General features: G+C 34.0%; 24 protein-coding genes and 1 riboswitch. Of the genes, 21 read left to right on the top strand and 3 right to left on the bottom strand.

Annotated features, from left to right (window positions below; genetic code table 11):
• Positions 1-10 precede the first annotated feature (10 nt).
• Together ACTHPI_RS04300 and ACTHPI_RS04295 are read right to left on the bottom strand one after the other, a co-directional pair.
• Positions 11-1,417, bottom strand: a complete 1,407-nt coding sequence (locus ACTHPI_RS04300; RefSeq protein WP_445352946.1) for an APC family permease — start codon at positions 1,415-1,417, stop codon at positions 11-13.
• Positions 1,418-1,437: 20 nt separating this feature from the next.
• Positions 1,438-2,052, bottom strand: a complete 615-nt coding sequence (locus ACTHPI_RS04295; protein ID WP_445352945.1) for a DedA family protein — start codon at positions 2,050-2,052, stop codon at positions 1,438-1,440.
• Positions 2,053-2,194: 142 nt separating this feature from the next.
• Here ACTHPI_RS04295 and uvrC point away from each other — a divergent pair, with 142 nt between their 5' ends.
• The 8 genes from uvrC to ACTHPI_RS04255 all read left to right on the top strand — a co-directional run bounded on the left by uvrC (position 2,195) and on the right by ACTHPI_RS04255 (position 11,212).
• Positions 2,195-3,997, top strand: coding sequence for an excinuclease ABC subunit UvrC (gene uvrC / locus ACTHPI_RS04290; RefSeq protein ID WP_445352944.1), 1,803 nt, complete (start codon positions 2,195-2,197; stop codon positions 3,995-3,997).
• Between the two features lie 79 nt (positions 3,998-4,076).
• Positions 4,077-5,381, top strand: a complete 1,305-nt coding sequence (gene obgE / locus ACTHPI_RS04285) for a GTPase ObgE (protein WP_445352943.1) — start codon at positions 4,077-4,079, stop codon at positions 5,379-5,381.
• Between the two features lie 24 nt (positions 5,382-5,405).
• Entirely contained in the window at positions 5,406-7,325 is a 1,920-nt protein-coding gene (locus tag ACTHPI_RS04280) for an acyltransferase family protein (protein WP_445352942.1), read from the top strand.
• A 12-nt stretch (positions 7,326-7,337) separates the two neighbouring features.
• Positions 7,338-8,276 carry a ribonuclease Z gene (gene rnz / locus ACTHPI_RS04275; RefSeq protein ID WP_445352941.1) on the top strand — a complete coding sequence of 313 codons (939 nt, stop codon included), beginning with the start codon at positions 7,338-7,340 and terminating at the stop codon, positions 8,274-8,276.
• Complete coding sequence (locus ACTHPI_RS04270) at positions 8,276-9,070, top strand: SDR family NAD(P)-dependent oxidoreductase (protein ID WP_445352940.1); 795 nt, start codon at positions 8,276-8,278, stop codon at positions 9,068-9,070. The genes rnz and ACTHPI_RS04270 overlap by 1 nt, the downstream gene beginning before the upstream one ends.
• A gap of 11 nt (positions 9,071-9,081) precedes the next feature.
• Complete coding sequence (locus tag ACTHPI_RS04265; protein ID WP_445352939.1) at positions 9,082-9,303, top strand: lipopolysaccharide assembly protein LapA domain-containing protein; 222 nt, start codon at positions 9,082-9,084, stop codon at positions 9,301-9,303.
• A gap of 108 nt (positions 9,304-9,411) precedes the next feature.
• Positions 9,412-9,597 (top strand): 50S ribosomal protein L32, encoded by a 186-nt coding sequence (gene rpmF / locus ACTHPI_RS04260; protein WP_144355206.1) that lies wholly within the window; start codon positions 9,412-9,414, stop codon positions 9,595-9,597.
• Between the two features lie 58 nt (positions 9,598-9,655).
• A complete protein-coding gene (locus tag ACTHPI_RS04255) occupies positions 9,656-11,212 on the top strand; it encodes a bifunctional metallophosphatase/5'-nucleotidase (RefSeq protein ID WP_445352938.1) in 1,557 nt (518 codons plus the stop codon).
• Positions 11,213-11,263: 51 nt separating this feature from the next.
• On the opposite strand, the gene ACTHPI_RS04250 is transcribed toward ACTHPI_RS04255, so the two are convergent.
• Positions 11,264-11,473, bottom strand: coding sequence for a YjzD family protein (locus ACTHPI_RS04250; RefSeq protein ID WP_445352937.1), 210 nt, complete (start codon positions 11,471-11,473; stop codon positions 11,264-11,266).
• A 107-nt stretch (positions 11,474-11,580) separates the two neighbouring features.
• Here ACTHPI_RS04250 and ACTHPI_RS04245 point away from each other — a divergent pair, with 107 nt between their 5' ends.
• From ACTHPI_RS04245 to rpsA, 13 genes are all read left to right on the top strand, one after another.
• Positions 11,581-14,697, top strand: coding sequence for a DNA polymerase III subunit alpha (locus ACTHPI_RS04245; protein WP_445352936.1), 3,117 nt, complete (start codon positions 11,581-11,583; stop codon positions 14,695-14,697).
• Between the two features lie 165 nt (positions 14,698-14,862).
• Positions 14,863-15,828 carry a 6-phosphofructokinase gene (gene pfkA / locus ACTHPI_RS04240; RefSeq protein WP_144355210.1) on the top strand — a complete coding sequence of 322 codons (966 nt, stop codon included), beginning with the start codon at positions 14,863-14,865 and terminating at the stop codon, positions 15,826-15,828.
• A gap of 28 nt (positions 15,829-15,856) precedes the next feature.
• Positions 15,857-17,629 (top strand): pyruvate kinase, encoded by a 1,773-nt coding sequence (gene pyk / locus ACTHPI_RS04235; protein WP_445352935.1) that lies wholly within the window; start codon positions 15,857-15,859, stop codon positions 17,627-17,629.
• A 135-nt stretch (positions 17,630-17,764) separates the two neighbouring features.
• The gene (locus tag ACTHPI_RS04230; RefSeq protein WP_445352934.1) at positions 17,765-18,652 is read left to right on the top strand and encodes a CvfB family protein; all 888 of its coding nucleotides are present in this window, start codon (positions 17,765-17,767) and stop codon (positions 18,650-18,652) included.
• Positions 18,645-19,532 carry a tyrosine-type recombinase/integrase gene (locus ACTHPI_RS04225; RefSeq protein WP_445352933.1) on the top strand — a complete coding sequence of 296 codons (888 nt, stop codon included), beginning with the start codon at positions 18,645-18,647 and terminating at the stop codon, positions 19,530-19,532. The genes ACTHPI_RS04230 and ACTHPI_RS04225 overlap by 8 nt, the downstream gene beginning before the upstream one ends.
• An 8-nt stretch (positions 19,533-19,540) precedes the next feature.
• Positions 19,541-19,897 carry a reductase gene (locus ACTHPI_RS04220; protein WP_445352932.1) on the top strand — a complete coding sequence of 119 codons (357 nt, stop codon included), beginning with the start codon at positions 19,541-19,543 and terminating at the stop codon, positions 19,895-19,897.
• Complete coding sequence (locus ACTHPI_RS04215; RefSeq protein WP_445352931.1) at positions 19,890-20,624, top strand: segregation and condensation protein A; 735 nt, start codon at positions 19,890-19,892, stop codon at positions 20,622-20,624. The genes ACTHPI_RS04220 and ACTHPI_RS04215 overlap by 8 nt, the downstream gene beginning before the upstream one ends.
• Complete coding sequence (scpB, locus tag ACTHPI_RS04210; protein WP_445352930.1) at positions 20,614-21,192, top strand: SMC-Scp complex subunit ScpB; 579 nt, start codon at positions 20,614-20,616, stop codon at positions 21,190-21,192. Before ACTHPI_RS04215 ends, scpB begins: the two co-directional genes overlap by 11 nt.
• Positions 21,192-21,911, top strand: a complete 720-nt coding sequence (locus ACTHPI_RS04205; RefSeq protein WP_445352929.1) for a pseudouridine synthase — start codon at positions 21,192-21,194, stop codon at positions 21,909-21,911. Before scpB ends, ACTHPI_RS04205 begins: the two co-directional genes overlap by 1 nt.
• 28 nt (positions 21,912-21,939) lie before the next feature.
• A riboswitch (FMN riboswitch) is annotated at positions 21,940-22,055 on the top strand.
• 81 nt (positions 22,056-22,136) lie between these two features.
• Positions 22,137-22,829 (top strand): ECF transporter S component, encoded by a 693-nt coding sequence (locus ACTHPI_RS04200; protein ID WP_445352928.1) that lies wholly within the window; start codon positions 22,137-22,139, stop codon positions 22,827-22,829.
• Between the two features lie 95 nt (positions 22,830-22,924).
• Complete coding sequence (locus ACTHPI_RS04195; RefSeq protein ID WP_445352927.1) at positions 22,925-23,443, top strand: SAG1386/EF1546 family surface-associated protein; 519 nt, start codon at positions 22,925-22,927, stop codon at positions 23,441-23,443.
• A gap of 45 nt (positions 23,444-23,488) precedes the next feature.
• Complete coding sequence (gene cmk / locus ACTHPI_RS04190) at positions 23,489-24,148, top strand: (d)CMP kinase (protein WP_445352926.1); 660 nt, start codon at positions 23,489-23,491, stop codon at positions 24,146-24,148.
• 84 nt (positions 24,149-24,232) lie between these two features.
• Entirely contained in the window at positions 24,233-25,435 is a 1,203-nt protein-coding gene (gene rpsA / locus ACTHPI_RS04185; RefSeq protein ID WP_445352925.1) for a 30S ribosomal protein S1, read from the top strand.
• Positions 25,436-25,497 lie beyond the last annotated feature (62 nt).

Here is a 25,497-nt window from a genome sequence, read left to right as displayed (position 1 = left end):
TTATCTTAAATTAAGCTTTTTCTGCTTTAGAATTTTTAACTTCTAATTGACTATGGTGATAGCCGTAAACTAAATAAATTATTGCTCCGATTACCAACCAAATTGCTGCCATGATAAAAACATCTTTATTTAATTGGCAAATCATAAAAATACAAAATAGTCCAGAAATAATAGGAATGACTGGATAGCCTGGGACTTTAAAGCCTTCGTTTGAAATATCTGTACGCTTTCTTAAACGTAGAATTCCAAATGACACGAGTGTAAATGCGAATAATGTACCAAAACTTACTAAATTAGTTAACTGGTCTACTGAGAAAAATGCAGATCCTAATGCAATAATAACTGTTACAACAAATAATGAAATTTGAGGAGTGTTATGTTTTTTATCGAATTTACTAAAATGGTGAGGAAGAAGACCATCTCGTGCCATTGCGTAAATTAAACGTGAGCTAGAATAAATCATAGTTAGCATCATAGTTGCCATACCAACCATTGCACCTAGAGAAAGTAATTCTGCGACCCAATTTTGGTGAACATATTGAAGTGCAAAGGCAACGGGATTAGCAATGTTTAAGTTAGTATAGTTAACCATTCCAGTTAAAACTATAGAAACTCCCATATATAAAACTACGGCAACTGCTAAAGTACCGATAATTCCCAAAGGCATATTTTTTTGTGGTTTCTTAACTTCAGCAGCTGAAGAAGATACTACATCAAAGCCTAAGAATGCAAAGAATACGGTTGTAGCTCCTTTGATCACACCTGACATATGATAGGGCAAGAATGGTTTATAGTTAGCTGGCTTAATGAATTGCAATCCAACAAACACAAAGATTAGAATGATAGCAATTTTTAAAATAACGGCAAAGTTATTGATTTTGATAGAACTTTTCATTCCTTGAGCTAATAAAAGTGCAATCAAAACAACAACAACAACTGCAACTAAATCAAAATATACACCATGTTGTGGATCAAAAGGTCCAGAGATAGCTTTTGGCAAGTTTAATCCAAATGGTTTAATAAATGAGGAAAAGTATGAGGACCAACCAGCGGCTACTGTAGCTACTGCAAGCATATACTCTAAAATAAGTGCCCAACCCATTAGCCATCCTGTAAACTCACCATAAATAATATTTCCATATGAATAAGCACTTCCGGCAACAGGAATTGCAGATGCAAATTCAGCGTAGCACATCCCTGCTAAAGCACAAATTAGTGCAGCAACTAAAAATGATAAGCTGACTCCTGGTCCTGCAGTTGTTGCAGCAACAGTTCCTGGAAGAATAAATATCCCAGTTCCGATTACAGCTCCCACTCCCATTGCAATTAAGTCAAAGGCAGATAAAGTACGAGAAAATTTAACATCCTCGCCTAAATAAGTTTTAACACTTTGCTTACGAAAAATATTCAAATTCAAACAACTCCTTTAGTCGTGTTTTATGCATTCTTAATGCGCTTTTTATACCATGTGATAGCAAAATAGACGAAAGCTATCAATAAAAGAATAATGACAATTAATGAATATTCTTCAAAAATCAAAACAATCTTTTCCCATTTTGCTCCCATATAGGCTCCTAATGAGATTAAAACACTATTCCAGATTAAGCTTCCTAGGGTTGTTAGGATGATAAATTTGGTCATGGAAACTTTAGCTATTCCAGCTGGGATGGAAATAAGGCTTCGCACAACAGGGATGCATCTACCAAAAAGGATAGCTTTTAGTCCATGTTTATCAAACCAAACAATTGATTTTTTGACGTCGTCTTTTTTAAAGCCCAGTTTTTTAAAAAAATTATGATTAAATAGCTTTTCAAGACGTTCTTCATTAAGCAGTGTTCCGACCCAATAAAGAATTAAGGCTCCGATTAAGGCTCCTATAGTTGAAAAAATAATCAATCCTAAGACATTCATCTTAGTATGTGTAGTCATAAAACCACCAAAAGAAAGGATTACTTCTGATGGAATTGGCGGGAAAACATTCTCAATGGCAATTAAAAGCATTACTGCTAAATAGCCAAAATGATCGATCAATGAAAAAATCCAAGCGGTCATTAAATTCTCCTTAATAAATATAAAAAGTTTTATTGACAAATATATCAAAAAAAGAGCAAGATAACAATTCTTTAAGCAAAAAATAAATAAATTGTTAAAATCTATGCTAGAATTGGAGTGCTAATTTTGAGGAGGGAGCAAGTTGACAACTGAATTAATTGAAAACAAATTAAAACTTTTACCTGAAAAACCAGGTTGCTATTTAATGAAAGATATTAATGGTAAGGTTATTTATGTAGGAAAATCTAAAAATTTAAAAAATCGTGTGCGTTCTTATTTTAAAAGTAAGCAAGTAGGTAGAAGAGCTGAACTTGTAAAAGAAATTCGAGACTATGATATTATTACAGTTTCAACTGATAAGGAAGCTTTTTTATTAGAAATAACTTTGATAAAAAAATATCAACCGTATTATAATGTTCAATTGAAGCAAGGGACGGGCTATCCTTACATTGAAATTACACGAGAGCATGATCCACAAACAAAATTAACTAGTATCATTCGTAAGGATGGTGGATATTATTTTGGACCGTATCCTAATGTTTATGCAGCTCAAGCTACATTAAAGTTTATTCAGAAAGTTTTTCCGCTTCGTCGCTGTAGTGGCAATCAGGGCAGACCATGTCTTTATTATCATATGGGACAGTGTTTAGGAGCTTGTTTTAAAAAAGTGCCAAAAAGTGAATACGATGCACAAATTAAGGAAATTAAAAGTTTCTTGAATGGTGATATTGCAAGCGTTAAGCAAGAATTAACTGAAAAAATGATGTCTGCTTCTGAAAATTTAGAGTTTGAAAGAGCTGGCGAGATTCGTGACCAGTTAAAATATATTGAAGAAACTGTTGAAAAACAAAAAATCATTTCCAATGATGGTACTCAACGAGATATATTTAATTTTTATGTAGATAAGTCTTGGATATCTATTCAGATTTTTTTCTTAAGACAGGCTAAGCTTTTGCGTAGAGAAACGCGAATGTTTCCATTAACTGATACTAATGATCCAGAAGATGAGTTTACTTCTTTTATTGCACAGTTTTATGATCAAAAAAACCATGTATTACCTAAAGAAGTCTTAGTACCTGAAGGATTAGATAATTCAAGTCTATCAGAAATTTTAAAAGTAGCAGTTAGAACCCCTAAGCGTGGTCAAAAAAAGTCATTGCTTGATATGGCTGAAGAAAATGCTAAATTAAAGCTTGATGATAAGTTTCGCTTATTGGAACTTGGAAACAGAAAAACTAAAGGAGCGCAAAAAGAAATTTTTGATGCTTTAAATTTACCATATGGACATGTAATTGAAAGTTTTGACCATTCACATATTCAAGGTGCAGATCCAGTTTCAGCATTGGTTGTTTTTAAAGATGGGGAACCTGATAAGACAGCTTATCGTAAATTTAAGTTAAAAGGTGAAGTAGAGCATCAGAATATGGCTGATGAATTACGCAATACTCGCGAAGTAGTGCGCCGCAGATATGGAAGACTATTAAGAGAACATAAACCAATGCCAGATTTGATTTTAATGGATGGTGGACAAATCCAGGTAGAAGCTTGTGAGGATGTTTTAAGAAATGAATTAAATTTGAATATTCCGGTAGCTGGAATGGTTAAAGATGATAAACACCGAACGAATCATTTGCTTTATGGAGATCCAATTAATGGTCAAGAATTTAGAATGATTCCAATGGATCCTAAATCTCAAGGCTTTTATTTAATGACCCGTATTCAAGATGAAGTACACCGCTTTGCAATTACCTTTCATAGACGTACTCACGCAAAAAATGCTTTATCAAGTAAGCTAGATTCAATTAAGGGGATTGGTCCTAAGAGTCGGAATAAGCTTTTACGTAAATTTGGTTCTCTTAAAAAAATTAAAGAGGCTTCAATTGATGATTTACGAGCTGCAGGATTAAGCTTAACTCAAGCACAAACTATAAAATTAACTTTGTAATACTATAAGAAACTAACCTTGATGTGGTAAACTAGATTAGTTAGAAAAAGAATTTTAAAGACGGAAGGAGATAGGTAACATGCCAACATTTGTTGACCAAACTAAAATCGAAGTTCAAGCCGGTAAAGGCGGCGACGGCATGGTTGCTTTCCGCCATGAAAAATACGTTCCAAATGGCGGACCAGCTGGTGGCGATGGAGGTCGCGGAGGTAGTATTATCTTTGTTGCTGATTCAGGTTTGCGTACTTTGATGGATTTTCGTTATCGTAGAAAATTTAAAGCAGATAACGGTGAAAATGGAAGAATAAAGTCTCAATATGGTCGTGGTGCTAAGGACTTATATTTAAAAGTTCCTGTTGGTACTACAGTTTATGATTTTAATACTGGCGAATTAATTGGAGATTTAGTTGAAAATAAGCAAGAATTAGTTGTAGCCCATGGAGGTCGCGGAGGTCGCGGTAATATCCACTTTGCTAACAGTGTAAATACTGCACCAGAAATTGCTGAAAATGGTGAGCCTGGTGAAAATCGAGTTTTACGATTAGAACTTAAGATGCTTGCTGATGTTGGATTAGTTGGATTTCCATCAGTTGGTAAATCAACTTTGCTTTCAGTAGTAACTAAGGCTAAACCTAAGATTGCAGCATATTCATTTACTACGTTAACTCCAAACTTGGGAATGGTAATCTTGCCAGATGGACGAGATTTTTCAATGGCAGATTTACCAGGACTTATTGAAGGCGCTAGTCAGGGTGTAGGACTTGGAATTCAGTTTTTGCGTCATATCGAAAGAACTAAGGTAATTTTACATTTAGTATCTATGGATCCTAATAATGGACGTGAAGCGCTAGAAGATTATAAGACCATCCGCAAAGAGCTTGCAAATTATGATGCTGATCTTTCTGATAAGCGAGAATTAATTGTTGCAACTCAAATGGATATTCCTGGTGCTGATGAAAAATTTGAAGAATTTAAAAAAGCACTCAAAAAAGAAGGCATAGATGAACCAGTCTATGCAATCTCAAGTGTGACTCATAAAGGTGTAGAAACTTTAATGCAAAATACTGCGGATCTAGTTGAAGAAGTAGAAAAGCAGAAGGCTGTTGAACAACCAGTTGAAAAGCAAAAAGTTCATGAATATAAATACTCTGCACCTAAAAAGAATGAATTTACAGTTGAAAAAGTTGGAGAACATGAATTTATTGTTAAAGGCGATAGCTTAGAAAGATTGGTACAAATGACTAATCTGGATCACCAAGATGGTATCATGCGTCTGGCTAGAAAGTTGAAGAACTTAGGTGTTGACGATGCTCTTCGAGCAAAAGGTGCAGTTGATGGTGATGATGTAGCAATTGGAAACTTTAGCTTTGAATTTGTACAATAAAATAATAGTAGAGAAGTTAAAAATATGACAAAAAATCGGTTTATTACAGGATATTCTGGACTTAGAGCGTTAGCAGTTATTGGGGTCATTCTTTATCACCTAGATCCTAACACCTTTATTGGCGGGTATCTTGGTGTGCCGATCTTTTTTGTTTTGTCAGGATATCTTGTAACAGATCATATGCTTAAATCATATAAGCATACAGGAAAGTATAATAATAAGCATTTTTATTTAGCTCGAGTTAAAAAATTATATCCACAAATGATTACTCTTTTGTGGTTATGTTCTGCTTATATATTTTTGTTTCAAAGAAATCTTTTGGCAAAATTAAATCAGATAGTGGCAGCTAATTTATTGAATGTGTATAATTTCTGGCAAATTTCAAATGGACAAAGTTATTTTGAACGTTTTGCTGCTAATGAATCTCCCTTTACACATTTGTGGACTATGTCGATTGAAGGACAATTTTATATAATTTGGCCTATTGTAATTTTTTTATTAGTTAAATTTGCTAAAAAACGTAAACGAGTTTTTTGGATATTGTTTGGCTTGTCAATTGCTTCAGCAGTAGAAATGGCTATTTTATATTTAAAAGGTACCGATATTAATAGAATCTATTACGGGACTGATACACGCTTTTTTGCATTAGGACTAGGAGCTGCTTTAGCAGTTATATGGCCAATAGAAAACTTACGGGCCAATATCAGTAAGACTGATACTAAATTGTTAGACTTAATTGGATTTACAAGTTTAGTGGTAATGCTCGCAATGTTCTTTAGTAAACAAGTCGAAGCTCAATCTGCATTTGTATATTGTGGTGGGATGTTTTTGTTTACATTTTTTACTACTACTTTAGTTGGAGTAATTGCTCATCCAGGAAGTCACTGGAACAAATGGTTAACTAATCCAGTATTTAATTGGATTGGATCAAGAAGTTATGGAATTTATCTATATCAATTTCCAGTAATGATCTTTTTCGAAGATAAGGTTACTAACTTAGCTGACCATGTATTTTTATATCATGTGATTGAAGTTAGTTTAATTTTAATTTTAAGTGAAATAACATATAGATTAATAGAAAAACCAATGGGTAAGATTACTTGGCAAAAGACAAAGGAATTTTTCTTACAGGTAATTGACAATCAAGAAAAAGATTATATTAAAAGAACTAAGGCAATTTTAGCAACAATAGTATTTTTATTTGGTTCAATTGGGATTTTAGTATCTCCTCATGCTAAAGCAGTAGACTTCAATAAAAGTCAATTAGCAAAAAGAATTGCTGCTAATAAACAAGAACAAGAAAAAGAAAATAAACAGTTAATTGCGAAATTGAAGAAGCGGAAAAAAGTAAAAACTAGTGCTTCGAATGTTATTAAAGAAGCCAAAGCAGCCGCAAAAAAACATCCAGTTAATAAATCTTTTGTTAAATATGGAATTTCACAACTAGATTTACAATTGGCTCAAAATATCCAAATTACAGCAATTGGTGATTCAGTAATGGCTGGTTCAAGTGATGATTTAAAACAACTCATGCCCAAGGCATTAATTGATGCAGCTGTATCAAGACAGCTAAATGTTGCGTTTGGATTATTAGATAAATATAAAAGTGAGGGTGTTTTAGCTGACAATGTTTTGATTGGACTTGGCACTAATGGACCATTTTCAATGGGAGATGTAGATCGCTTAATACATCAAGTGGGGCAAAAACGTCATGTCTTTTGGATAAATACTCATGTACCGACTAGACAGTGGCAAGGTCAAGTTAATAATTTATTAAAACAAGCTGCAAAAAAATATCACAATTTAACTGTGATTGATTGGTATGGATATTCTAAAAATCACCCTAATTGGTTTTATGATGACCATACTCACCCAACTCCTAAAGGCTCAAAATATTACAGTAGTTTTATTGTTAAAACAATAGTTAAACATTCAAAATTTTAGAATAGGAAATACATGGAATTACAATTTTTAGGAACAGGGGCTGGACAGCCCTCGAAGCAAAGAAATGTGTCAAGCTTAGCGCTAAAACTTTTAGATGAATTAAATGAAATTTGGCTTTTTGATGTAGGGGAAGCAACTCAGCATCAAATTTTACGGACAAATATTCGTTTAAGAAAAATTACCAAAATTTTTATTTCTCATAATCACGGAGATCATATTTTTGGTTTGCCAGGTTTGCTTGCAACGCGCTCTTTTCAAGGGGATGTAGGTCCAATTACAATTTATGGACCACCCGGTTTAGAACAATTTATAAAGACTTCCTTACGAGTTTCACGAACAAAGGTATCATATCCAATTAAGTTTGTAGAACTTAAAGAAGGAGGATTAATTTATAATGGACAAGGATTTAAAGTTTATACTGATAAATTAGATCATCGTGTGCCAAGTTTTGGTTATAGAGTGGTTGAAGATTCTCGTCCTGGAGAGTTATTAATGGACAAGTTAGCTCAATATAATGTACCTAATGGTCCATTATTAGGTAAATTGAAAAATGGAGAACAAGTTGTTTTAAACGATGGCACAATTTTAGATGGTAAGGACTTTCTTGGTCCTAATAGACCTGGTAGAATTATAACTGTAATTTATGATACAAGATCGACTCCAACAATTGCCAAACTAGCTAAAAATGCGGATGTATTAGTGCATGAATCCACCTTTGCAGGTCATGAAGCAAAATTGGCTCATTCATATTATCATTCAACAGCAGTTGAAGCTGCGACAATTGCGCGCGATAATGGAGTAAAAGAATTGTGTTTAGATCATATTTCTGCTAGGTATTTAGGAGCAAAGGCGAAGGCTTTGGAAAAACAAGCCAAAGAAGTTTTCCCTAATACTAAGTTAGTGAATGATTTTGATAATATTATAATTCCAATGAAAGGTGCTACAGACTGATGAGTGATTCATTAAGAAATAAAGTAGTTGTTGTAACAGGAGCTTCCAGTGGTATTGGTCGTTCTATTGCGTTAGAAAGTGCAGGTCGCGGAGCAACTGTAATTTTAATTGCAAGAAGAAAAGACCGTTTAGAAGAAATTGCTGCAGAAGCTCGTGAATTGTCGGGTGCAGATGCTTATGTTTTTCCAACTGATATGAGTAAGGCTGATGAAATTGGCGACACTTTTAATAAAATGACGAGGGTTGTTAAGCACATTGATTACTTAGTTAACTGTGCTGGATATGGCAAGTTTGAGAATTTTATGGAAAGCGATATTCAAGACGCTACCAATATGTTCCAGGTAAATGTTTTAGGTTTAATGTACTTTACCCGTTTAGTAGGTAGAGTGATGATGAGTCAAAAGACAGGACAAATTGTTAATTTTGGCTCTATTGCTGGAAAAGTTCCAACTACAAAATCAGCTGCATATAGTGCATCAAAAGCTGCGGTTATTCAATTTTCAAATGTTTTGCGTTTAGAACTTAAGCCATTTGGAATAAAGGTTATGACCGTCAATCCAGGACCTGTATATACTAATTTCTTTAATATTGCAGATTCAACTGGCAACTATGTTAAAAATGTAGAAGAATTTATGCTTGATCCAGATGATGTGGCTTGGCAAGTAGTTCATTATTTCGGCAGTGACAAGCGAGAATTGAACTTGCCAATTAGTTTAGCTATTTTAGCAAGACTTTATAATTTGTTCCCAACTTTGGGAGATAAAGTTTCTTTAGAATTTGCTTCAAGAAAGTAGACTAAAGGTTTATGGAGGATAAGAAAAAGCAAATCAACCTAGTTATCAGTTTAGTTGTAGCTTTAATTGCTGTGATTTTTGTAGTGATGAATACAAATCCGGTTGCAATTAATTTTGGCTTTTTTAAAGTTAAATTACCATTGATAATTGTGCTTGTTGTAATGGTGATTATCGGTGTATTATTAGGCTGGTTTTTAGGACAAGATAAAAAAATTAGTAATAAGAAAAATTAATTAACCTTGATTTATTAGCAATTCAATAGTATCATTGAATCACGTGAGTTAATCAGGCTGTTGAATTAGCTTGAGACTTAAATATTATAATAAAGGAGATCAAAGATAATGGCAGTTCCTGCAAGACATACTTCAAAGCAAAAGAAACGTTCACGTCGTGGTCACATTAAGCTTTCAGTACCAGCAATGCACTATGATGCAACTACTGGTGAATACCGCTTAAGCCACCGTGTTTCACCAAAGGGTTATTACAAGGGTCGTCAAGTTGTTAACAACGCTAACGGCAATAACTAATAAAAAAGACACCGGTCGGTGTCTTTTTTATTATATTATTTTAGAAAGTTTTTGAGATATGAAATTAGTATTTTTACATTCAAGTGATACACATGGCTTTATGCTTCCAACAGACTATCAAAATAAAGAAAATTATGATGCTCCAATTGGTTTAAGTCGTGTGAGTTCAGCTATTAAGTCAGAGAAAGCTAAATATGGCGCTGACAACGTAATTGTAACTGATGCGGGAGATTGCTTACAAGGCTCACCACTAGCTTCTTATACGCATTCAATGGACGATTATTCGGGATTAAGCAAGTTCACTGATGCTTATAACGAAGTAGGATATGATGCAAGATGTCTTGGAAACCATGACTTTAATTTTGGACTTGATTATTTAGCTTATTATATTGATAACAATAAGGCTCCAATGGTTAATGATAACGTTCTTGATGCAGAAACTAATGTACCAGCATTTGGTCGAGAATATGTCATTATTGAAAAGCAGGGCGTAAAAGTAGGATTACTTGGAATTACAACTCAATATGTACCTCACTGGGAACCAAAAGAACATATTGAAGGGTTAAAGTTTGTTTCAGCATTTGAAAAAATAAAGCATTATGCTAAAATTTTACGCCCACAAGTTGATGTTTTAGCTGTAATGTATCACGGTGGTTTTGAAAGTGATCCTGTTACAGGAGAAGCTACTGAACCTCATAGAGGCGAAAATGAAGGCTATAAGATTTTAACAGAAATTCCAGAAGTCGATGTAATGCTTACTGGTCACCAACATCGTCGTCTTAACTTAGTCACAAAAAATACAGCTATTGTGCAGCCAGGATATCGCGGAGAAGCTGTTGCAGAAGTGATTTTGGACATTGATGATGATACTAAAAAAATCAAAGAAATGTCTACTAAGTTAATTGATACTAAGGACTATAAGCCAGATCCTAAAGTAGTTAACATCGTTAAGAATTTAGACTTAAATACTCAAAAATGGCTTGATCAGCCGATTGCACAATTAAGTGAGCCTGCACCAATTGAAAATGCAATGAAAGGACGTTTAGAAGGAGCGCCATTTATTAATCTTTTACAACAAATGCAGCTGTGGTTTACTAAAGCTGATGTTTCTGCGACTGCAGTAATGAGTGAAGTTGCTAAAGGATTTGATAAAACGGTAACCTTGCGTGACATTTTATTGAATTATCCATACGCCAATCAATTATGCCGTGTAAAGTTAACCGGTAAAGAATTACGTCATATTATTGAACATAGTGCTAGCTTTTTAGAAAAAGATAGTGATGGAAAAATTAAATTTTTAGATCGTTGGATTACACCTAAGCCACAATTATATCATTTTGATGTTTTCTATCCAATTGAGTATGAAGCAGATATTTCTAAACCAGTAGGGGAAAGAATTCAGAATTTAACTTTAAATGGAAAACCTCTTGATGATAATAAAACTTATTATCTAGCTGTTAATAATTATCGAGCTATGGGTGGAGGATTTTATCCAGAATATAGTGTAGACAAGATTGATATGACCTTGGATAAGGATTATGTTCAAATGTTTACTGAATATTTGACTCATGATAAAATCACGGTCGACACTAAGAAAAATTATAAATTTTATTAAAAAATAACCAGTAAGCACTAATCAGCGCTTACTGGTTATTTTTTTTGCTTTTTATCTGTTAAGCTTGCTATACTTGCTCTTGTCCTTATGTGAACCAGCAGTGATTGCTGGAATAATAAGTGCAAAAAGAACACCAAAAATAACTCCAATTAAAAGAGCTTCTTTAGGTTCGAATACACTTTGGGTTAAAGGAGCAGCGATGAAGCCGATTACGAGCATGTAAATGACGCTCCAGATAACTGTTACGATAAAACGACCCATAGTTAATTTCCTTCTTTCATAGTTGAATTTTAGCAAAATTCGAACGTCTTTTCAAACTGAATAATTTGATTTGGTATAATTGATTTAACTTAAGAGAGGTGATAAAAATGAAAATTGCAGCAATTCAAAATATTAGTAGCTTTTCTTTATTAGAGAGCCCCACCAAGGTGAAAGATTTATTAATTACTGCAAAAAATAAAGGATATGAAGCAGTTGGATTAACTGATATTAATATTACTTATGGTTTAGTGGACTTTTTTGAATTAGCTAAAGAAGTTGGAATTAAGCCACTTTTAGGAATGCAAGTAAGAATCAATGGATTAATTGATTCTAATGAAAAATATGATTTGATAGTTTTAGCTAAGAATAACCAAGGATATAAGAATATTTTAAAACTTTCTAGTGCAATTAATTTACTTACAGAAAACGGTAATAATAAAAAGATTTTAACTTTAGAAAAATTAAGTAAATATTTAGAAAATCTAGTTGTAATTACACCTGCTAATGTTCATAGTGAATTAGTAATGCTATATCAAAGTAATCAAAATTTAGGCAGTGATTATATTAGAAAATTAAAAAAATTAATTCCTACCAGTAGTTCGCTATATTTAGGAGTATATGCCAATAAATCTCAGAAAGATTATATTGATTACTTGCACAGTTTAGCTAGACAATTTGATTTATCGATGGTGGGTGTGGAAGATGTGCAGTATTTATACCCTCGTCAGCAATTTTTACAGAAAACTCTAGCAGCGATTAAAAATAACCATAAACTTCAAGACGTGGTCGCATTGTCGAAGCAAAAGGGTTCGCATTTTATGTTAGATGCTAGTGAATTAGTCGAAAAGTACCATGAGTTTGGGTTAGATGAAGCTGTTAAAAATACATGGAAAGTGGCCGAAGAGTGTACAGCAGAAGTTACTTTTCAAAAGCCAGTTTTACCAAAATATCATCAAAATAAGTTTCCATCTTCTAAAGAATACCTGCATTATCTAGCACAAAGTGGACTTGAAGAAAAATTTAAGGGTCGAAAAATACCTGTGCAATATCAACAGCAACTAAATTATGAACTTAAAATTATTAATGAGATGGGCTTTGATGATTATTTCTTAATTGTGTGGGATGTTATTAACTTTTGTCATAGAGTTAATATCACCACAGGGCCTGGTAGAGGGTCGGCTTGTGGGTCATTGGTGTCATACGCATTAAAAATTACTCAAATCGATCCAATAAAGTATAATTTGTTGTTTGAGCGTTTTCTAAATCCAGCTCGTCATGAAATGCCTGACATTGATCTTGATATTCCAGATAATCGCCGTGATGAAGTCATTAAATATATGTATCAAAAATATGGGATGGATCATGCAGCTCAAATATTAACTTTTGGAACTTTAGCAGCAAAACAAGCACTTCGAGATGTTGGTAGAGCATTTGGATACAGTTTGGTTGAAATTGATAAATGGACTAGAGCAATTCCTAAAACAGGAAAACTAAGTTTAAATAAAGCTTACGAAAATTCGCGTGATTTACGCATTATAGTAGATTCCACTCCTGAAAATAAGCTTCTTTTTCAAACGGCACGAGCTATTGAAAATTTACCGAGACATTATTCTATTCATGCTGCAGGATTGGTAATTAGTGATGATTCAATTGCTGGAATTTCTGCGCTTCAAGATGGGCAATTAAAAGTACCAGTTACTCAACAAACTAAAAAATATGTAGAAGCATTAGGTCTTTTGAAGATTGACTTTTTAGGCTTAAGAAACTTGACTATTTTAGGAAATACGTTAGAACTAATTCGAGGTCAAGGAATAAAAATTAATCCTGATAATATTCCACTTAATGATCGTAAAACTCTTGAACTTTTTCAAAATGGTAATACCGATGCTGTATTTCAATTTGAATCTAACGGAATTAGAAATGTTTTAATTAAACTTCATCCGGATAATTTTGAAGATTTAGTTGCTGTCAATGCTTTATATAGACCGGGTCCAATGCAGAATATTGATTTGTTTATTAATCGTAAAAAAGGTAAAGCCCCTATCAGGTATCCTGATCCTAGTTTGAAGCCGATTTTATCTTCAACTTATGGTATTTTAGTTTATCAAGAGCAAGTTATGCAGACTGCTCAAATTTTAGCTGGATTTTCTCTTGGAGAAGCTGATTTATTGCGGCGAGCAATGTCTAAAAAGCAACAAGAAATTATTGATAAGCAGCGTCAAAAATTTATAAATGGAGTCATAAAAAATGGTCACCCAAAGGAAGTTGGTGAGCGAGTTTATAATTATATTGAACAGTTTGCAAATTATGGCTTTAATCGTTCTCATGCTGTAGCCTATACAAAAATAGCATTTTGGCTGGCATATTTAAAGGTGCATTTTCCAGATGCTTTCTTTACTGCACTTTTAAATTCTGGTGGTTCAGGTAATAAAACCCAAAATTATATTGCACAGGCTCAAGAGGCAGGAATTAAAATCTTGCCACCAGATATTAATAAAAGTGCAATTAACTATACTTTAGATAATCGACAAATTTTAGTAGGGTTAAAAGCAATTAAAGGATTAAGAAATGATTTTGTTAATCAAATCGTATCATTAAAAAAGCCAATAAAAGATATTAGTGATTTTTTACGAAAAATTGATTCTAAGTTTTTACAAGTGGATGCTATTAAGGCTTTGATTAAAGCAGGGGCATTTGATTCAATTGAGCCAAATAGAAATAAGTTACTTGAAAATTGTGCGGATATTGTTGAAAATATTCGCTTAACTGGTGATAATTTATCTTTATCTGAAAGTTTGGGCGGCATTAGAATGGCTGATAGTGTTATTCCTACAGCAAATGAAAAAGCTGAAATGGAAGAAGAAGTTTTAGGTTTTTCTACTGCAACATCGCCATTGATTGCTGTTCAAAAATATGCGAAAAAATTTAATGCAAGACCATTAAATCATTTTTTTGCAAATGAAACTGGTATCAGTGTTGGTAGACTTACACGATTAAAGCAAATTAGGACTAAAAAAGGGGATCCAATGGCATTTGCTGTATTTGAAGATACAACAAATTCTCAAGATGTAACGATTTTTCCAAAAATATATGAAAAAATAGCAAATAAATTAAAAGAAGGAAAGATATATATCTTAGGTTTACGTGTTCAAAATGATAAATTTGATCCACAACGTAAGCAATATCTCCTTACCAATTTGCGTGAAGTACATTTTATAGAATAATTATTAATTATAGATGTCTTTTAAAGAGCTACTTGTAAGCGCAAACAAGAAAAAACCTTGATAAATCAGCAAATTAAACCATTTTTTTTGAGATTTTTTGGCAAAAAAATGTTAATATTTACTTGATGTGAGAAATTACACAAATTATCATGATGAGGTGAATTCATGAAACGGATTGGTATTTTAACCAGTGGTGGCGACGCCCCTGGCATGAATGCAGCAATCAGAGCCGTTACCAAGACTGCAATCCATCACGGACTTGAAGTCTTTGGCATTCGTTATGGTTTTGCCGGATTAGTTGCCGGTGACTTCATTCCGCTTACTGCAGAAGATGTTGACCATAAGATTAGCCAAGGCGGAACTTTCTTATATTCAGCTCGTTATCCAGAATTTGCACAAGAAGAAGTGCAAAAAAAGGGTGCTGAACAATTAAGAAAGCATGGTATTGATGCTGTCATCGTTATCGGCGGTGACGGTTCATACCATGGTGCCTTAGCTTTGACTCGTCTTGGTATTAATTCAGTAGGTCTTCCAGGAACTATCGACAATGATATTCCTTATACTGAATATACTATCGGTTATGATTCTGCTTGTCGCACTGCCATGGACGCAATCGATAAGATTCGCGATACAGCAAGTAGTCACCATCGCGTATTCATTGTTAATGTAATGGGTCGCGATTGTGGTGATGTTGCTATGCGTGTTGGATTAGCTAGTGGAGCTGATGCAATTGTTATTCCTGAACGTCCTTACGACATGAAGGAAATTGCAGAAACTCTTAAGCGTGGTTTTGCTGACGGCAAAGACCATGGTCTTGTAGTATTAGCTGAAGGTGTCATGGATGCTGATAAATTCAAGGATGAACTCTTGAAATACGGCGACTTTGATGCTCGTGGCAATGTGCTTGGTCATATGCAACGTGGTGGTTCACCAACTGTTGAAGATAGAGTAAATGCTACTAAGATGGGTAATTTTGCTGTTAACTTACTTCTTGAAGGTAAGGGTGGCTTAGCTGTTGGTATGGAAGGCGGTAAGCTTAATACCCATGACATCCTTGATCTTTTCGATGGTAAGCACCAAGGCGATTTCACATTGTTAGATGTTAATGAAGAAATGACTAAGAATAATTAGTCAATTTTTGGAGAGGATTTTAATTATAATGAAGAAAAAAACTAAGATTGTTAGTACTTTAGGGCCAGCTTCAAACAATATTGAAACTATTACTAAGTTAGCTGAAGCTGGTGCAAACGTATTCCGTTTCAACTTCTCACACGGTGACCACGATGAACACCGTGAACGTATGAACATGGTTCGTGAAGTAGAAAAGAATCTTGGTAGACCACTTGGTATCGCTCTTGACACTAAGGGTGCTGAAATTAGAACTACTGAACAAGAAGGCGGCAAGTTCACTATTAACACTGGTGACACTATCCGTATCTCAATGGATGACACTAAGAAGGGTAACAAGGACAAGATCTACGTAACTTACAAGGGCTTGTACGGTGATACTCATGTTGGTGGTCACGTATTAATCGACGATGGTTTAGTAGACCTTTTGATTAAGGAAAAGGACGACGCAAATCAAGAACTTGTTTGTGAAGCTCAAAACACTGGTTTAATTGGTTCAAAGAAGGGTGTTAACGCACCAGGTGTTGAAATTCGCCTCCCAGGTATCACTGAAAAGGATACTAACGACATTAAGTTTGGTTTGAAGGAAGGTATCAACTTCATCTTTGCTTCATTCGCACGTAAGGCTCAAGATATTTTAGATATTCGTGAACTTTGTGAAGAAGCAGGTGCTGATTACGTTAAGATCTTCCCTAAGATCGAATCACAAGAAGGTATCGATAACGCTGACGAGATTTTACAAGTTTCAGATGGTTTGATGGTTGCTCGTGGTGACATGGGTGTTGAAATTCCATTTATGGAAGTTCCATTTGTACAAAAGAACTTGATTAGAAAAGCTAATGCACTTGGTAAGCCAGTTATTACTGCTACTCAAATGCTTGACTCAATGCAAGAAAACCCACGTCCAACTCGTGCTGAAGTTTCTGACGTTGCTAACGCTGTTCTTGATGGTACTGATGCTACTATGCTTTCAGGTGAATCAGCAAATGGTTTGTACCCAGTTAATGCTGTTAAGGCAATGGCTGAAATTGACGAACGTACTGAACAACAAATGCTTAAGCGTAACACTTTAGCACTTCAAAGATTTGAAGACTACAAGGGTTCAAACGTTACTGAAGCTATCGGTGAATCAGTTGTACGTACTGCTCAAGAATTAGGCGTTAAGACTATTATTGCAGCAACTAAGTCAGGTTACACTGCACGTATGATTTCTAAGTACCGTCCAAACGCTGATATTGTTGCTATGACTTTTGATGAAAAGATTCAACACTCATTAGCAGTTGTTTGGGGTGTAACTCCAGTATTGGCAGACAAGCCATCATCAACTGATGACATGTTTGAAAAGGCTGCAGAAGTTGCTAAGGCAGAAGGTCTTGTTAAGGATGGTGACCTTGTAATCATCGTTGCTGGTGTTCCAGTTGGTGAATCAGGTACTACTAACATGATGAAGCTTCAAATTATCGGTAACAAGCTTGCACAAGGCTTGGGCGTTGGTAACGGCTCAGTTGTTGGTAAGGCAGTTGTTGCAACTTCAGCAGAAGAAGCAAACAGCAAGGTTAAGGAAGGCGATATCTTAGTTGCTAAGACTACTGACCCAGACTACATGCCAGCAATTAAGAAGGCTGCTGGTTTAGTTGTTGAAGCTTCAGGTTTGACTTCACACGCTGCAGTTGTTGGTTTATCATTAGGAATCCCAGTTGTTGTTGGTACTACTGATGCAACTGAAAAGATTGCTGATGGTTCAACTATCACTGTTGATGCTCGTCGTGGTGCTATTTACCAAGGCGAAATCTCAAATCTTTAATTCATAGAATTAAATAATAAAAATAGCTAGTTCTAAGGAACTAGCTATTTTTTTGTTATCAAGGGGCTAACTATTTTATTTTATTGCTTTTTCTCTTATACTATTATTAATGAACTTAATTAGGAGAGAACTTTTATGCTTGGAACAATTGAAAAAGGAAAAATTATTGATCAAAATGAGGACGCATTTTACGTTCAAATTGATGGCATTACATATGAACTTAAGAAGCACGAACTTACTCAAGATGAAATACCAAAAGTAGGGGATGAAATTCAAGGTTTTATTTATGATAATAAAAATCATGACCGTGAAATGACGCAATTTTTACCATTTGCACAACCAGATCAATATGGTTGGGGAAAAGTTACAGAGACCCGACCTGGTTTAGGGGTATTTGTGGATATTGGCTTGCCAGATAAGGATGTTGTTTTATCCATGGATGATCTTCCATTTGATAAAAATCGCTGGCCAAGAAAAGATGATAAGCTTTTGGTAAGACTTGAAACTGATGAAAAAGATAGAATTTGGGCAAAATTAGCTGATGAAAACATTTTTGAACAATTAGCTGCTAATTTTCCTAAAGATATGAAGAATAAAAATGTCTTTGGCACAGTTTATGCTAGTCGAGATATTGGTGCTTTTGTGATTACTAGTGATTATTATTTAGCCTTTGTTCACGAGTCTCAAATGGGACGTCAATTACGTCTTGGAGAGCAATTCAAAGGCCGTGTAATTGGCATTAGTCAATATGGACGTTTAAATCTTAGTAATTTACCTCGTGCATTTGAAGAAATCGACGATGATGCGCAAATGATTTTAATGAGTTTGAGAAGAAAAGAAACTAAGACGTTGCCTTTTTATGATAAATCAGATGCTCAAGACATAAAGAATTATTTTGGTATATCTAAATCTGCGTTTAAGCGTGCACTTGGTCACTTGTTAAAGGCAAATCTTATTACTGAGGATAAAGACGCTGGAACCATTACAATGATTAATGATCCAGAAAATTCTGAAAATGAATAAGTTAAATGATCAAGTAGATAGTTACCTAAAATTTGTAAAAGTAGAAAAAGGTTTAAGTATTAATACTTGTTTAGCATATAAACAAGATTTACTTGAATTTGTAAATTATTTAGACTCTGAAAATATTTCAACATGGCCAACTGATGCAATTATTGTTAATGCATTTTTAGCAAGACAAGGTCAGAAAAAGTCAGTTAACTCAATTGCCAGGATGGTTTCGACTTTAAACAAATTTTATCAATGGCTTGCAAGACAAGGTATTCAAAAGCTGAACCCCATGCTTGAAATTGATGCGCCTGAAAGAAAACCGCAGCAACAAGTTTCTTTAACTGAAAATGAAATAAGGCAACTATTAGAAAAGATAGATACAAGCAAAAAAATAGGAGTACGTGATCGAGCATTATTAGAACTATTTTATGCTACTGGAATTAAAACGAGTGAATTAGTCAATCTAAAAACTAGTGATATTTATAAAGATTTACAGTTGATTCAAGTTTATGATGGAAATAAATCTCGGTTAGTTCCAATTAATGACAAAGCTTTAAATTGGATTTTAAAGTATGAAAATGAAGTTCGGCAACCTCTAATAGATAAAAAAGAGTCTAAAAGTAAAAATTTATTTTTGAATAATCGTGCAAACAAAATTACTAGGCAGGCAATTTGGCAAATAATAAAAAGAGCTTGTCAAAATGCAAACATTGAAAAAGATGTAACTCCGAATATGCTTAGATATACTTTTACTGTACATTTATTAAAAAATGGAGCGGATTTGCAAGTTATTCAGGCAATTTTAGGGTATACTGGTAAAGCTGCATTTCAAGGAGATTTATCGCAAAAGAGAATTTTAGATGTTTATTTAAATTCTCATCCACGTGCATAGGTGAAAAAATGTTAATTGAATATAAAAAAGATAATGAAAAAGTTGCAATGGGATTGCTTTCTTATTTGCCAGATTTTAAAAATCTTGAAAATCTTAAGGAAGAAATCAAGCTTAATCGTAATAGTGATGAATTTAAATTATATTTATATAAAAACGAAGATAATAATATTATTGGGGTTATTGGGACTCAAATTAATAGAAGTTTTATCATTGTTCGATACCTTTCACTTGCGCCGGGATTTCGAGAAAAAAGGTATGAAAAAAAGATTTTAAAAAGTTTGGCTAATACTCACCCTAAACTCACTGTTACTGCAGTTCCAGAATACACATTTTTGATAAAGGATTTGAATAATTCTGATGAATAAAAACTTGACACTAGAATTGCCTAATTTTGAAGGACCTTTAGATTTGCTTTTGCATTTGATTAAATCTCAAGAAATTGATATTTATGATATTCCTATTGCTCAAATTACTAGTCAATATTTAGCATATTTAAAACAAATGCAAAGATTAAATTTACAAGTTGCAGGCGAATATTTTGTTATGTCATCAACTCTTTTAAGAATTAAGTCACAATATTTACTTCCACAAAATGATTTTGTCGATGAGGAAAACCAGGAAGAAGATCCAAGAGATGAATTGGTTCAGCAGTTGGTTCAATATTCTTTGTTTAAGAAAATATCACATTACTTTAAAGAAAGAAATAACGAAGTTCCGATTACAGTCTCAAAAGAAGCTAGTGTATCTACAAATGAAAAGGTACATCCATTACCATTAGGACAAATTACGTCTTCAGAACTTGCTGATACCTTTGCATTAGTTATGCGTAGAATGAAGGTTAGACATCCGGATAAAGCATTAATCAAAGTAAAAGAAATATCTATTGATAATATGATTTCTTACTTGAAAGAACAACTTAATAAAGAAAAGCAAATTAGCTTTTTTTCATGTGTTGATAATTTTAATGATATTTCAGATATGATTGGCTTATTTTTAGCATTATTAGAATTATGTAAAAACCATCAATGCTTAGTAAAGCAAGCAAGAACTTTTGGAGATTTAACTTTAGAAAGAATTGATAATGATGACTAAATTGGCTGAATTAGAAGCCTTATTGTACATTGCAGGCGATGACGGCATAAGTAAAGAATCTTTGGAAAATCTGTTAAAATTGACTGAAGATGAATTATTAATTTTATTAAAAGAACTTACTGAAAAATTAGTTACTGATAGTTCATGCGGTTTAACATTACTTCAAATTAATAATAATTGTAAGTTAGCAACTAAACCAGAGGTAGGTTCTATAGTTGAAAAATATTTTCAAAAAGATATTTCCAAGACTATTAGTCAATCTGCATTAGAAATTTTATCTATTATAGCTTATCGCCAACCGATTACTAGAGTTGAAATTGATGATATTCGTGGAGTAAATTCTTCTGGAGCAATTCAAACTTTAATTTGGCGTGGATTAATAAAAGCAAATGGTAAAAAAGATGCTCCCGGGCATCCTAACTTGTATGTTACAACCGATTATTTTTTGCAGTATTTTGGCTATCAGAGTTTAGCAGATTTACCAGTAATTGAAGATTTTGAAGATGAGTTAACATCTGAAGATAATGAAGTAGATTTATTTGATAGAAAACAAAAGGAGGAAAATTAATGGCATTAGAACGTTTGCAAAAAGTTATTGCCGAAGCAGGAATCGCTTCTAGAAGAAAAGCGGAAAGAATGATTGTTGCAGGCAGAGTCCGTGTAGATGGAAAGGTAGTTACTAAATTAGGGACAAAGGTAGACACTTTTAGTAATATTACTGTTGATGGTGAGCCAATAGAAAGAGAAAGTTTGCATACTTATCTTTTTTATAAGCCACGTGGTGTAGTATCTACTGCAAGTGATGATAAAGGTAGAAAAACGGTAGTTGATTATTTTGAAGAAATCCCTTATAGATTATATCCTGTAGGCCGACTTGATTATGATACTTCAGGCATATTATTGATGACTAATGATGGAAAATTAGCTAATAAATTAATGCACCCTAAGCATGAAGTGCCAAAAGTTTACGTTGCAAAAATTTCTGGAATTTTAACTCCAGAAGAAATTAAGTCTTTGACACATGGTGTTAAGTTTGATGGCCATAAAAGTGCGCCTGCCAAAGTGAAAATATTACATACAGATAAACGCAAAAATAATCAAATTGTGCAATTAACAATTCATGAAGGACATTATCATCAAGTAAAAAGAATGTTCAAAGCTGTTGGTCATAAAGTATTAAAACTTGCTAGAGAACGATATGCTTTCTTGGATTTGAAATCACTTACATCTGGTCAATACCGGGAATTATCCCACAATGAAGTTGACAGATTAAAACACTTGGACTAAACTAAAAATGTAATTAAATATTTAAGTTTGTTGTCTTCAGGGCAGGGTGAAAGTCCCGACCGGCGGTGGAAGTCCGCGACCCACGTAAGTGGCTGAATCCGTATGTGGATACCGATAGTATAGTCTAGATGGGAGAAGACAGACTGACTTAAAAGAAGATAATGCTTACTTTTAATAAGGTCTGTTGCTGGAGCAGCAGACCTGTTTTTATGGAGGTAAGCAATTATGGAAAACGTAAATAAACGATCCAGTAATTTAGCTAATGTTATTGCTTATGCATTAATTGGAGCTATCTCATTTGTTGTAATGAAACTTGAAATTCCAATTATGCCTGGCGTTGGATTTTTAAAGTTTGATTTTTCTGATGTAATTATTACCATCGGGATGTTTATTTTTGGAGCCGGTCCTGGTATTTTTATTGCGTTTATTAGATCTTTATTGAGTTTAGTTTTTAGCGGTTTTAATCCAATGAGTATTGTTGGACAACTTGCAGCATTTTTGGCATCGATTTCATTTGCATTGCCGTTTTATTTATTATCAAAAAATATAACTAAAACTAATCGTAAAACTTTGAAAGGACATTTAATGCCTGTTGTTGGATTATTACTCGGCATTATAGCGATGACTGGAGTTTTGTCATTAATGAATGCTTTTATTTTGACGCCAGTTTATGCTATGTTTTCAGTTCCTAACATGCCAGCTATTAATAGTTATGGTGCTTTACTTAGTTTTACGGAAAAAGTATACTTAGGTCAATTTTTACATTTACCGTCAATGAGTGCCTATATTTTTGGTATAATTGTCCCATTTAATTTACTTAAAGGTGTAATTAATAGCATAGTTGTATATTTGCTTTTTGAAGCAACATTAAAAAATATTAAGCCCTTTGTGAGGAAAAGATTTAACATTAGAAATTAATTTTTAAAATCAGCAAAAAGCTGATTTTTTTAGTATTCAAACTATTAGTTAAGTGTGCTAAAATTAAGCAGTTAAGTGATTGGAGGAAATTCCAAATGGATCAAAAACCAAAAGGACCGTATAAGCATGTTGAACGTCCAAGCAAGTCTAGAGTTGATTATCATGATGATAATATGGGATCTAGTCGCTGGGGTGCAGTAATTATAATTTTAATTGTGATTATTATTGCCTTGATTCCGATTGTTCATAAGTTTGCTTCAGAGAATCAAAAAGGCGCTTCTCAACCCGCAGAAACGGCTAAGGTGGCTCAATCATCCTCTAAAAAGAAGACGGCTGCTAAGTCTAAAATAAAAGCTAAGAAGAGCAATAAAAAGCAAACGCTAAATTCTACAACGCAATCAAGTTCTTTGAGTTCTTCAAGCTCTAAAAATATGCAATCAAGTTCTTCAGCTGCTGAAAATCCGAAGGTTTATGTTGTGCAAGAAGGCGATACCCTCTCAAGTATCGCTAATAAACATGGCATGAGTGCTAGCGCTTTAGCGAGTTTGAATGATTTAGATTCAGATTCAGGCGTTAAAACTGGTCAAACACTTAAGCTGCAAGAAGAGCAGTAAATTTTGAGAAAGGATAGAAAAGTTTTATAACTTTTCTGATGTGAAATGCAAGTAGCAATTGATGGTCCTGCTTCAGCAGGAAAGAGTACAGTCGCAAAAATTATTGCGAATAAATTGTCATTTGTATACATTGACACAGGTGCAATGTATCGTGCCTGCACTGTAATTGCACGTAATCATGGATTAGATTATGGTGATGAAAGTGGTATATTAAAGGCAATTGATGAAGATGGAATTGAATTGAAATCTGAAAATGGTGAACAAAAAGTCTATTCAGATGGCAAGGATATTTCTCTTGAGATTCGCACACCAGATATTTCTGCTAATGTATCTCAAGTATCAGCTTTAGCTGGTGTACGTGAAAAAATGGTTGATTTGCAAAGAAAAATGGCAGGTCAGACCAATGTAATTATGGATGGTCGAGATATTGGAACTACAGTGCTTCCAAACGCAGAAGTTAAGATATTTTTAGTTGCTTCTGCTAAGTCTCGTGCTGAACGTCGTCTTTTAGATTTTAAAGAGCGCGGTATTCAAACTGATCAAACAGTTGAAGAAATCGAAAAAGATATCGCAGCTAGAGATTATAAAGATTCTCATAGAAAAATCTCACCTTTAAAAAAGGCAGATGATGCTATTGAAATCGATACAACTAGCATGACGATTGATCAAGTTGTTGACGAAATCTTAAATAAAATAAAAAAATAAATAAAAAAGTAAAAAAATAAGCCAAAACAGTAGAAAAATATCTGATTTTCATTTAAAATGGGACATGATATTTGGGAGGTACATATGTCAGAAAACAGTAATCAATTTTTAGACGCATTAAAGCAAATGCAAGGAGTTGAGGTCGGAGATATTGTCGATGTCGAAGTTTTAGACGTTGAAGACGGCCAAATCGATGTTGGTGTAGAAAACGCCGGTGTTGAAGGTGTAATCACTCGCCGTGAATTCACTGCAGACCGTAATGCAGACTTACGTGACTTAGTTAAGTCTGGCGACAAGTTCAAGGCCTTAGTATTAAGAAGAGCTGGTGGCGATAAAGAAAACGGAGAATTTTTCTTCTCAGTTACTCGCTTAAAGGAAAGAGAAGCTTACGATAAGTTACAAAAGGACTTTGAAGAAGGTAACCCAATTGAAGGTACTGTAACTTCATCAGTACGTGGCGGTTTGCTCGTTGATGTTGGTACTCGTGGTTTCTTACCAGCTTCACTTATTTCTAACCGTTATGTTTCAGATTTGAAGCCTTACATTGGTAAGACTATGAAGCTTAAGATCACTGAAATCGATCCAAACAAGAATCGTTTAATTCTTTCACACAAAGATTTAATTGAAGAAGAACGTGAAGAAGCATTCGAAAGCGTTGCATCACAATTAGTTGTTGGTGACGTTGTTGAAGGTAAGGTTTCACGTTTGACTAACTTTGGTGCATTTATCGATGTTGGTGGTGTTGACGGTTTAGTTCACATTTCAGAAATTTCTTACAAGCATGTTGATAAGCCAAGCGATGTTTTGAAGGCTGGTCAAGATGTTAAGGTTAAAGTTATCGGTATTGACGATGACAGACATCGTATCTCCTTGTCAATTAAGCAAACAGAACCTTCCCCATTTGAACAAGCAACTGCTGACTTAAATGAAGGTGATGTTTTTGAAGGTGAAGTTAAGTCATTAACTAACTTTGGTGCTTTTGTAGAAGTTGCTGATGGTATTCAAGGTTTAGTACACGTTTCAGAAATTTCAAACAAGCACGTTGACAAGCCAAGCGATGTTTTGAAGGTTGGTCAAACTGTTAAGGTTAAGGTATTGAACATTGACCCTAGCGACAGAAGAATTTCACTTTCAATCAAGGCTGCAGACCCTAACGCTTCATCAGAAGGTTCTCGTCCACGTCGTTCACGCAACGAAAACTCTGTAAACAAGAAGTACATGAGTGGTGACGACAACGGCTTTGCATTGGGTGACATTATTGGTGACCAATTAAAGGACCGTCAATAATCATATGATAAAAAAGCCGACAATGTCGGCTTTTTTTATTAATTAAAATAATTTCAAGGAGG

Source organism: Lactobacillus sp. PSON (assembly GCF_052615405.1).
The sequence above is the reverse complement of the archived record's forward strand: the minus strand, read 5'-3'. Positions and strand labels throughout refer to the sequence as shown.

Bases quoted from the DNA above. Each gene is read 5' to 3' on its own strand.
- pfkA (WP_144355210.1), top strand. From the start codon at position 14,863: ATGAAACGGATTGGTATTTTAACCAGTGGTGGCGACGCCCCTGGCATG.
- ACTHPI_RS04200 (WP_445352928.1), top strand. From the start codon at position 22,137: ATGGAAAACGTAAATAAACGATCCAGTAATTTAGCTAATGTTATTGCT.
- ACTHPI_RS04215 (WP_445352931.1), top strand. From the start codon at position 19,890: ATGAATAAAAACTTGACACTAGAATTGCCTAATTTTGAAGGACCTTTA.
- ACTHPI_RS04250 (WP_445352937.1), bottom strand. From the start codon at position 11,473: ATGGGTCGTTTTATCGTAACAGTTATCTGGAGCGTCATTTACATGCTC.
- rpmF (WP_144355206.1), top strand. From the start codon at position 9,412: ATGGCAGTTCCTGCAAGACATACTTCAAAGCAAAAGAAACGTTCACGT.
- pyk (WP_445352935.1), top strand. From the start codon at position 15,857: ATGAAGAAAAAAACTAAGATTGTTAGTACTTTAGGGCCAGCTTCAAAC.
- rnz (WP_445352941.1), top strand. From the start codon at position 7,338: ATGGAATTACAATTTTTAGGAACAGGGGCTGGACAGCCCTCGAAGCAA.
- ACTHPI_RS04255 (WP_445352938.1), top strand. From the start codon at position 9,656: ATGAAATTAGTATTTTTACATTCAAGTGATACACATGGCTTTATGCTT.
- ACTHPI_RS04220 (WP_445352932.1), top strand. From the start codon at position 19,541: ATGTTAATTGAATATAAAAAAGATAATGAAAAAGTTGCAATGGGATTG.
- ACTHPI_RS04245 (WP_445352936.1), top strand. From the start codon at position 11,581: ATGAAAATTGCAGCAATTCAAAATATTAGTAGCTTTTCTTTATTAGAG.
- rpsA (WP_445352925.1), top strand. From the start codon at position 24,233: ATGTCAGAAAACAGTAATCAATTTTTAGACGCATTAAAGCAAATGCAA.
- scpB (WP_445352930.1), top strand. From the start codon at position 20,614: ATGATGACTAAATTGGCTGAATTAGAAGCCTTATTGTACATTGCAGGC.
- ACTHPI_RS04270 (WP_445352940.1), top strand. From the start codon at position 8,276: ATGAGTGATTCATTAAGAAATAAAGTAGTTGTTGTAACAGGAGCTTCC.
- ACTHPI_RS04280 (WP_445352942.1), top strand. From the start codon at position 5,406: ATGACAAAAAATCGGTTTATTACAGGATATTCTGGACTTAGAGCGTTA.
- ACTHPI_RS04230 (WP_445352934.1), top strand. From the start codon at position 17,765: ATGCTTGGAACAATTGAAAAAGGAAAAATTATTGATCAAAATGAGGAC.
- cmk (WP_445352926.1), top strand. From the start codon at position 23,489: ATGCAAGTAGCAATTGATGGTCCTGCTTCAGCAGGAAAGAGTACAGTC.
- ACTHPI_RS04295 (WP_445352945.1), bottom strand. From the start codon at position 2,052: ATGACCGCTTGGATTTTTTCATTGATCGATCATTTTGGCTATTTAGCA.
- ACTHPI_RS04205 (WP_445352929.1), top strand. From the start codon at position 21,192: ATGGCATTAGAACGTTTGCAAAAAGTTATTGCCGAAGCAGGAATCGCT.
- ACTHPI_RS04265 (WP_445352939.1), top strand. From the start codon at position 9,082: ATGGAGGATAAGAAAAAGCAAATCAACCTAGTTATCAGTTTAGTTGTA.
- ACTHPI_RS04195 (WP_445352927.1), top strand. From the start codon at position 22,925: ATGGATCAAAAACCAAAAGGACCGTATAAGCATGTTGAACGTCCAAGC.
- ACTHPI_RS04225 (WP_445352933.1), top strand. From the start codon at position 18,645: ATGAATAAGTTAAATGATCAAGTAGATAGTTACCTAAAATTTGTAAAA.
- obgE (WP_445352943.1), top strand. From the start codon at position 4,077: ATGCCAACATTTGTTGACCAAACTAAAATCGAAGTTCAAGCCGGTAAA.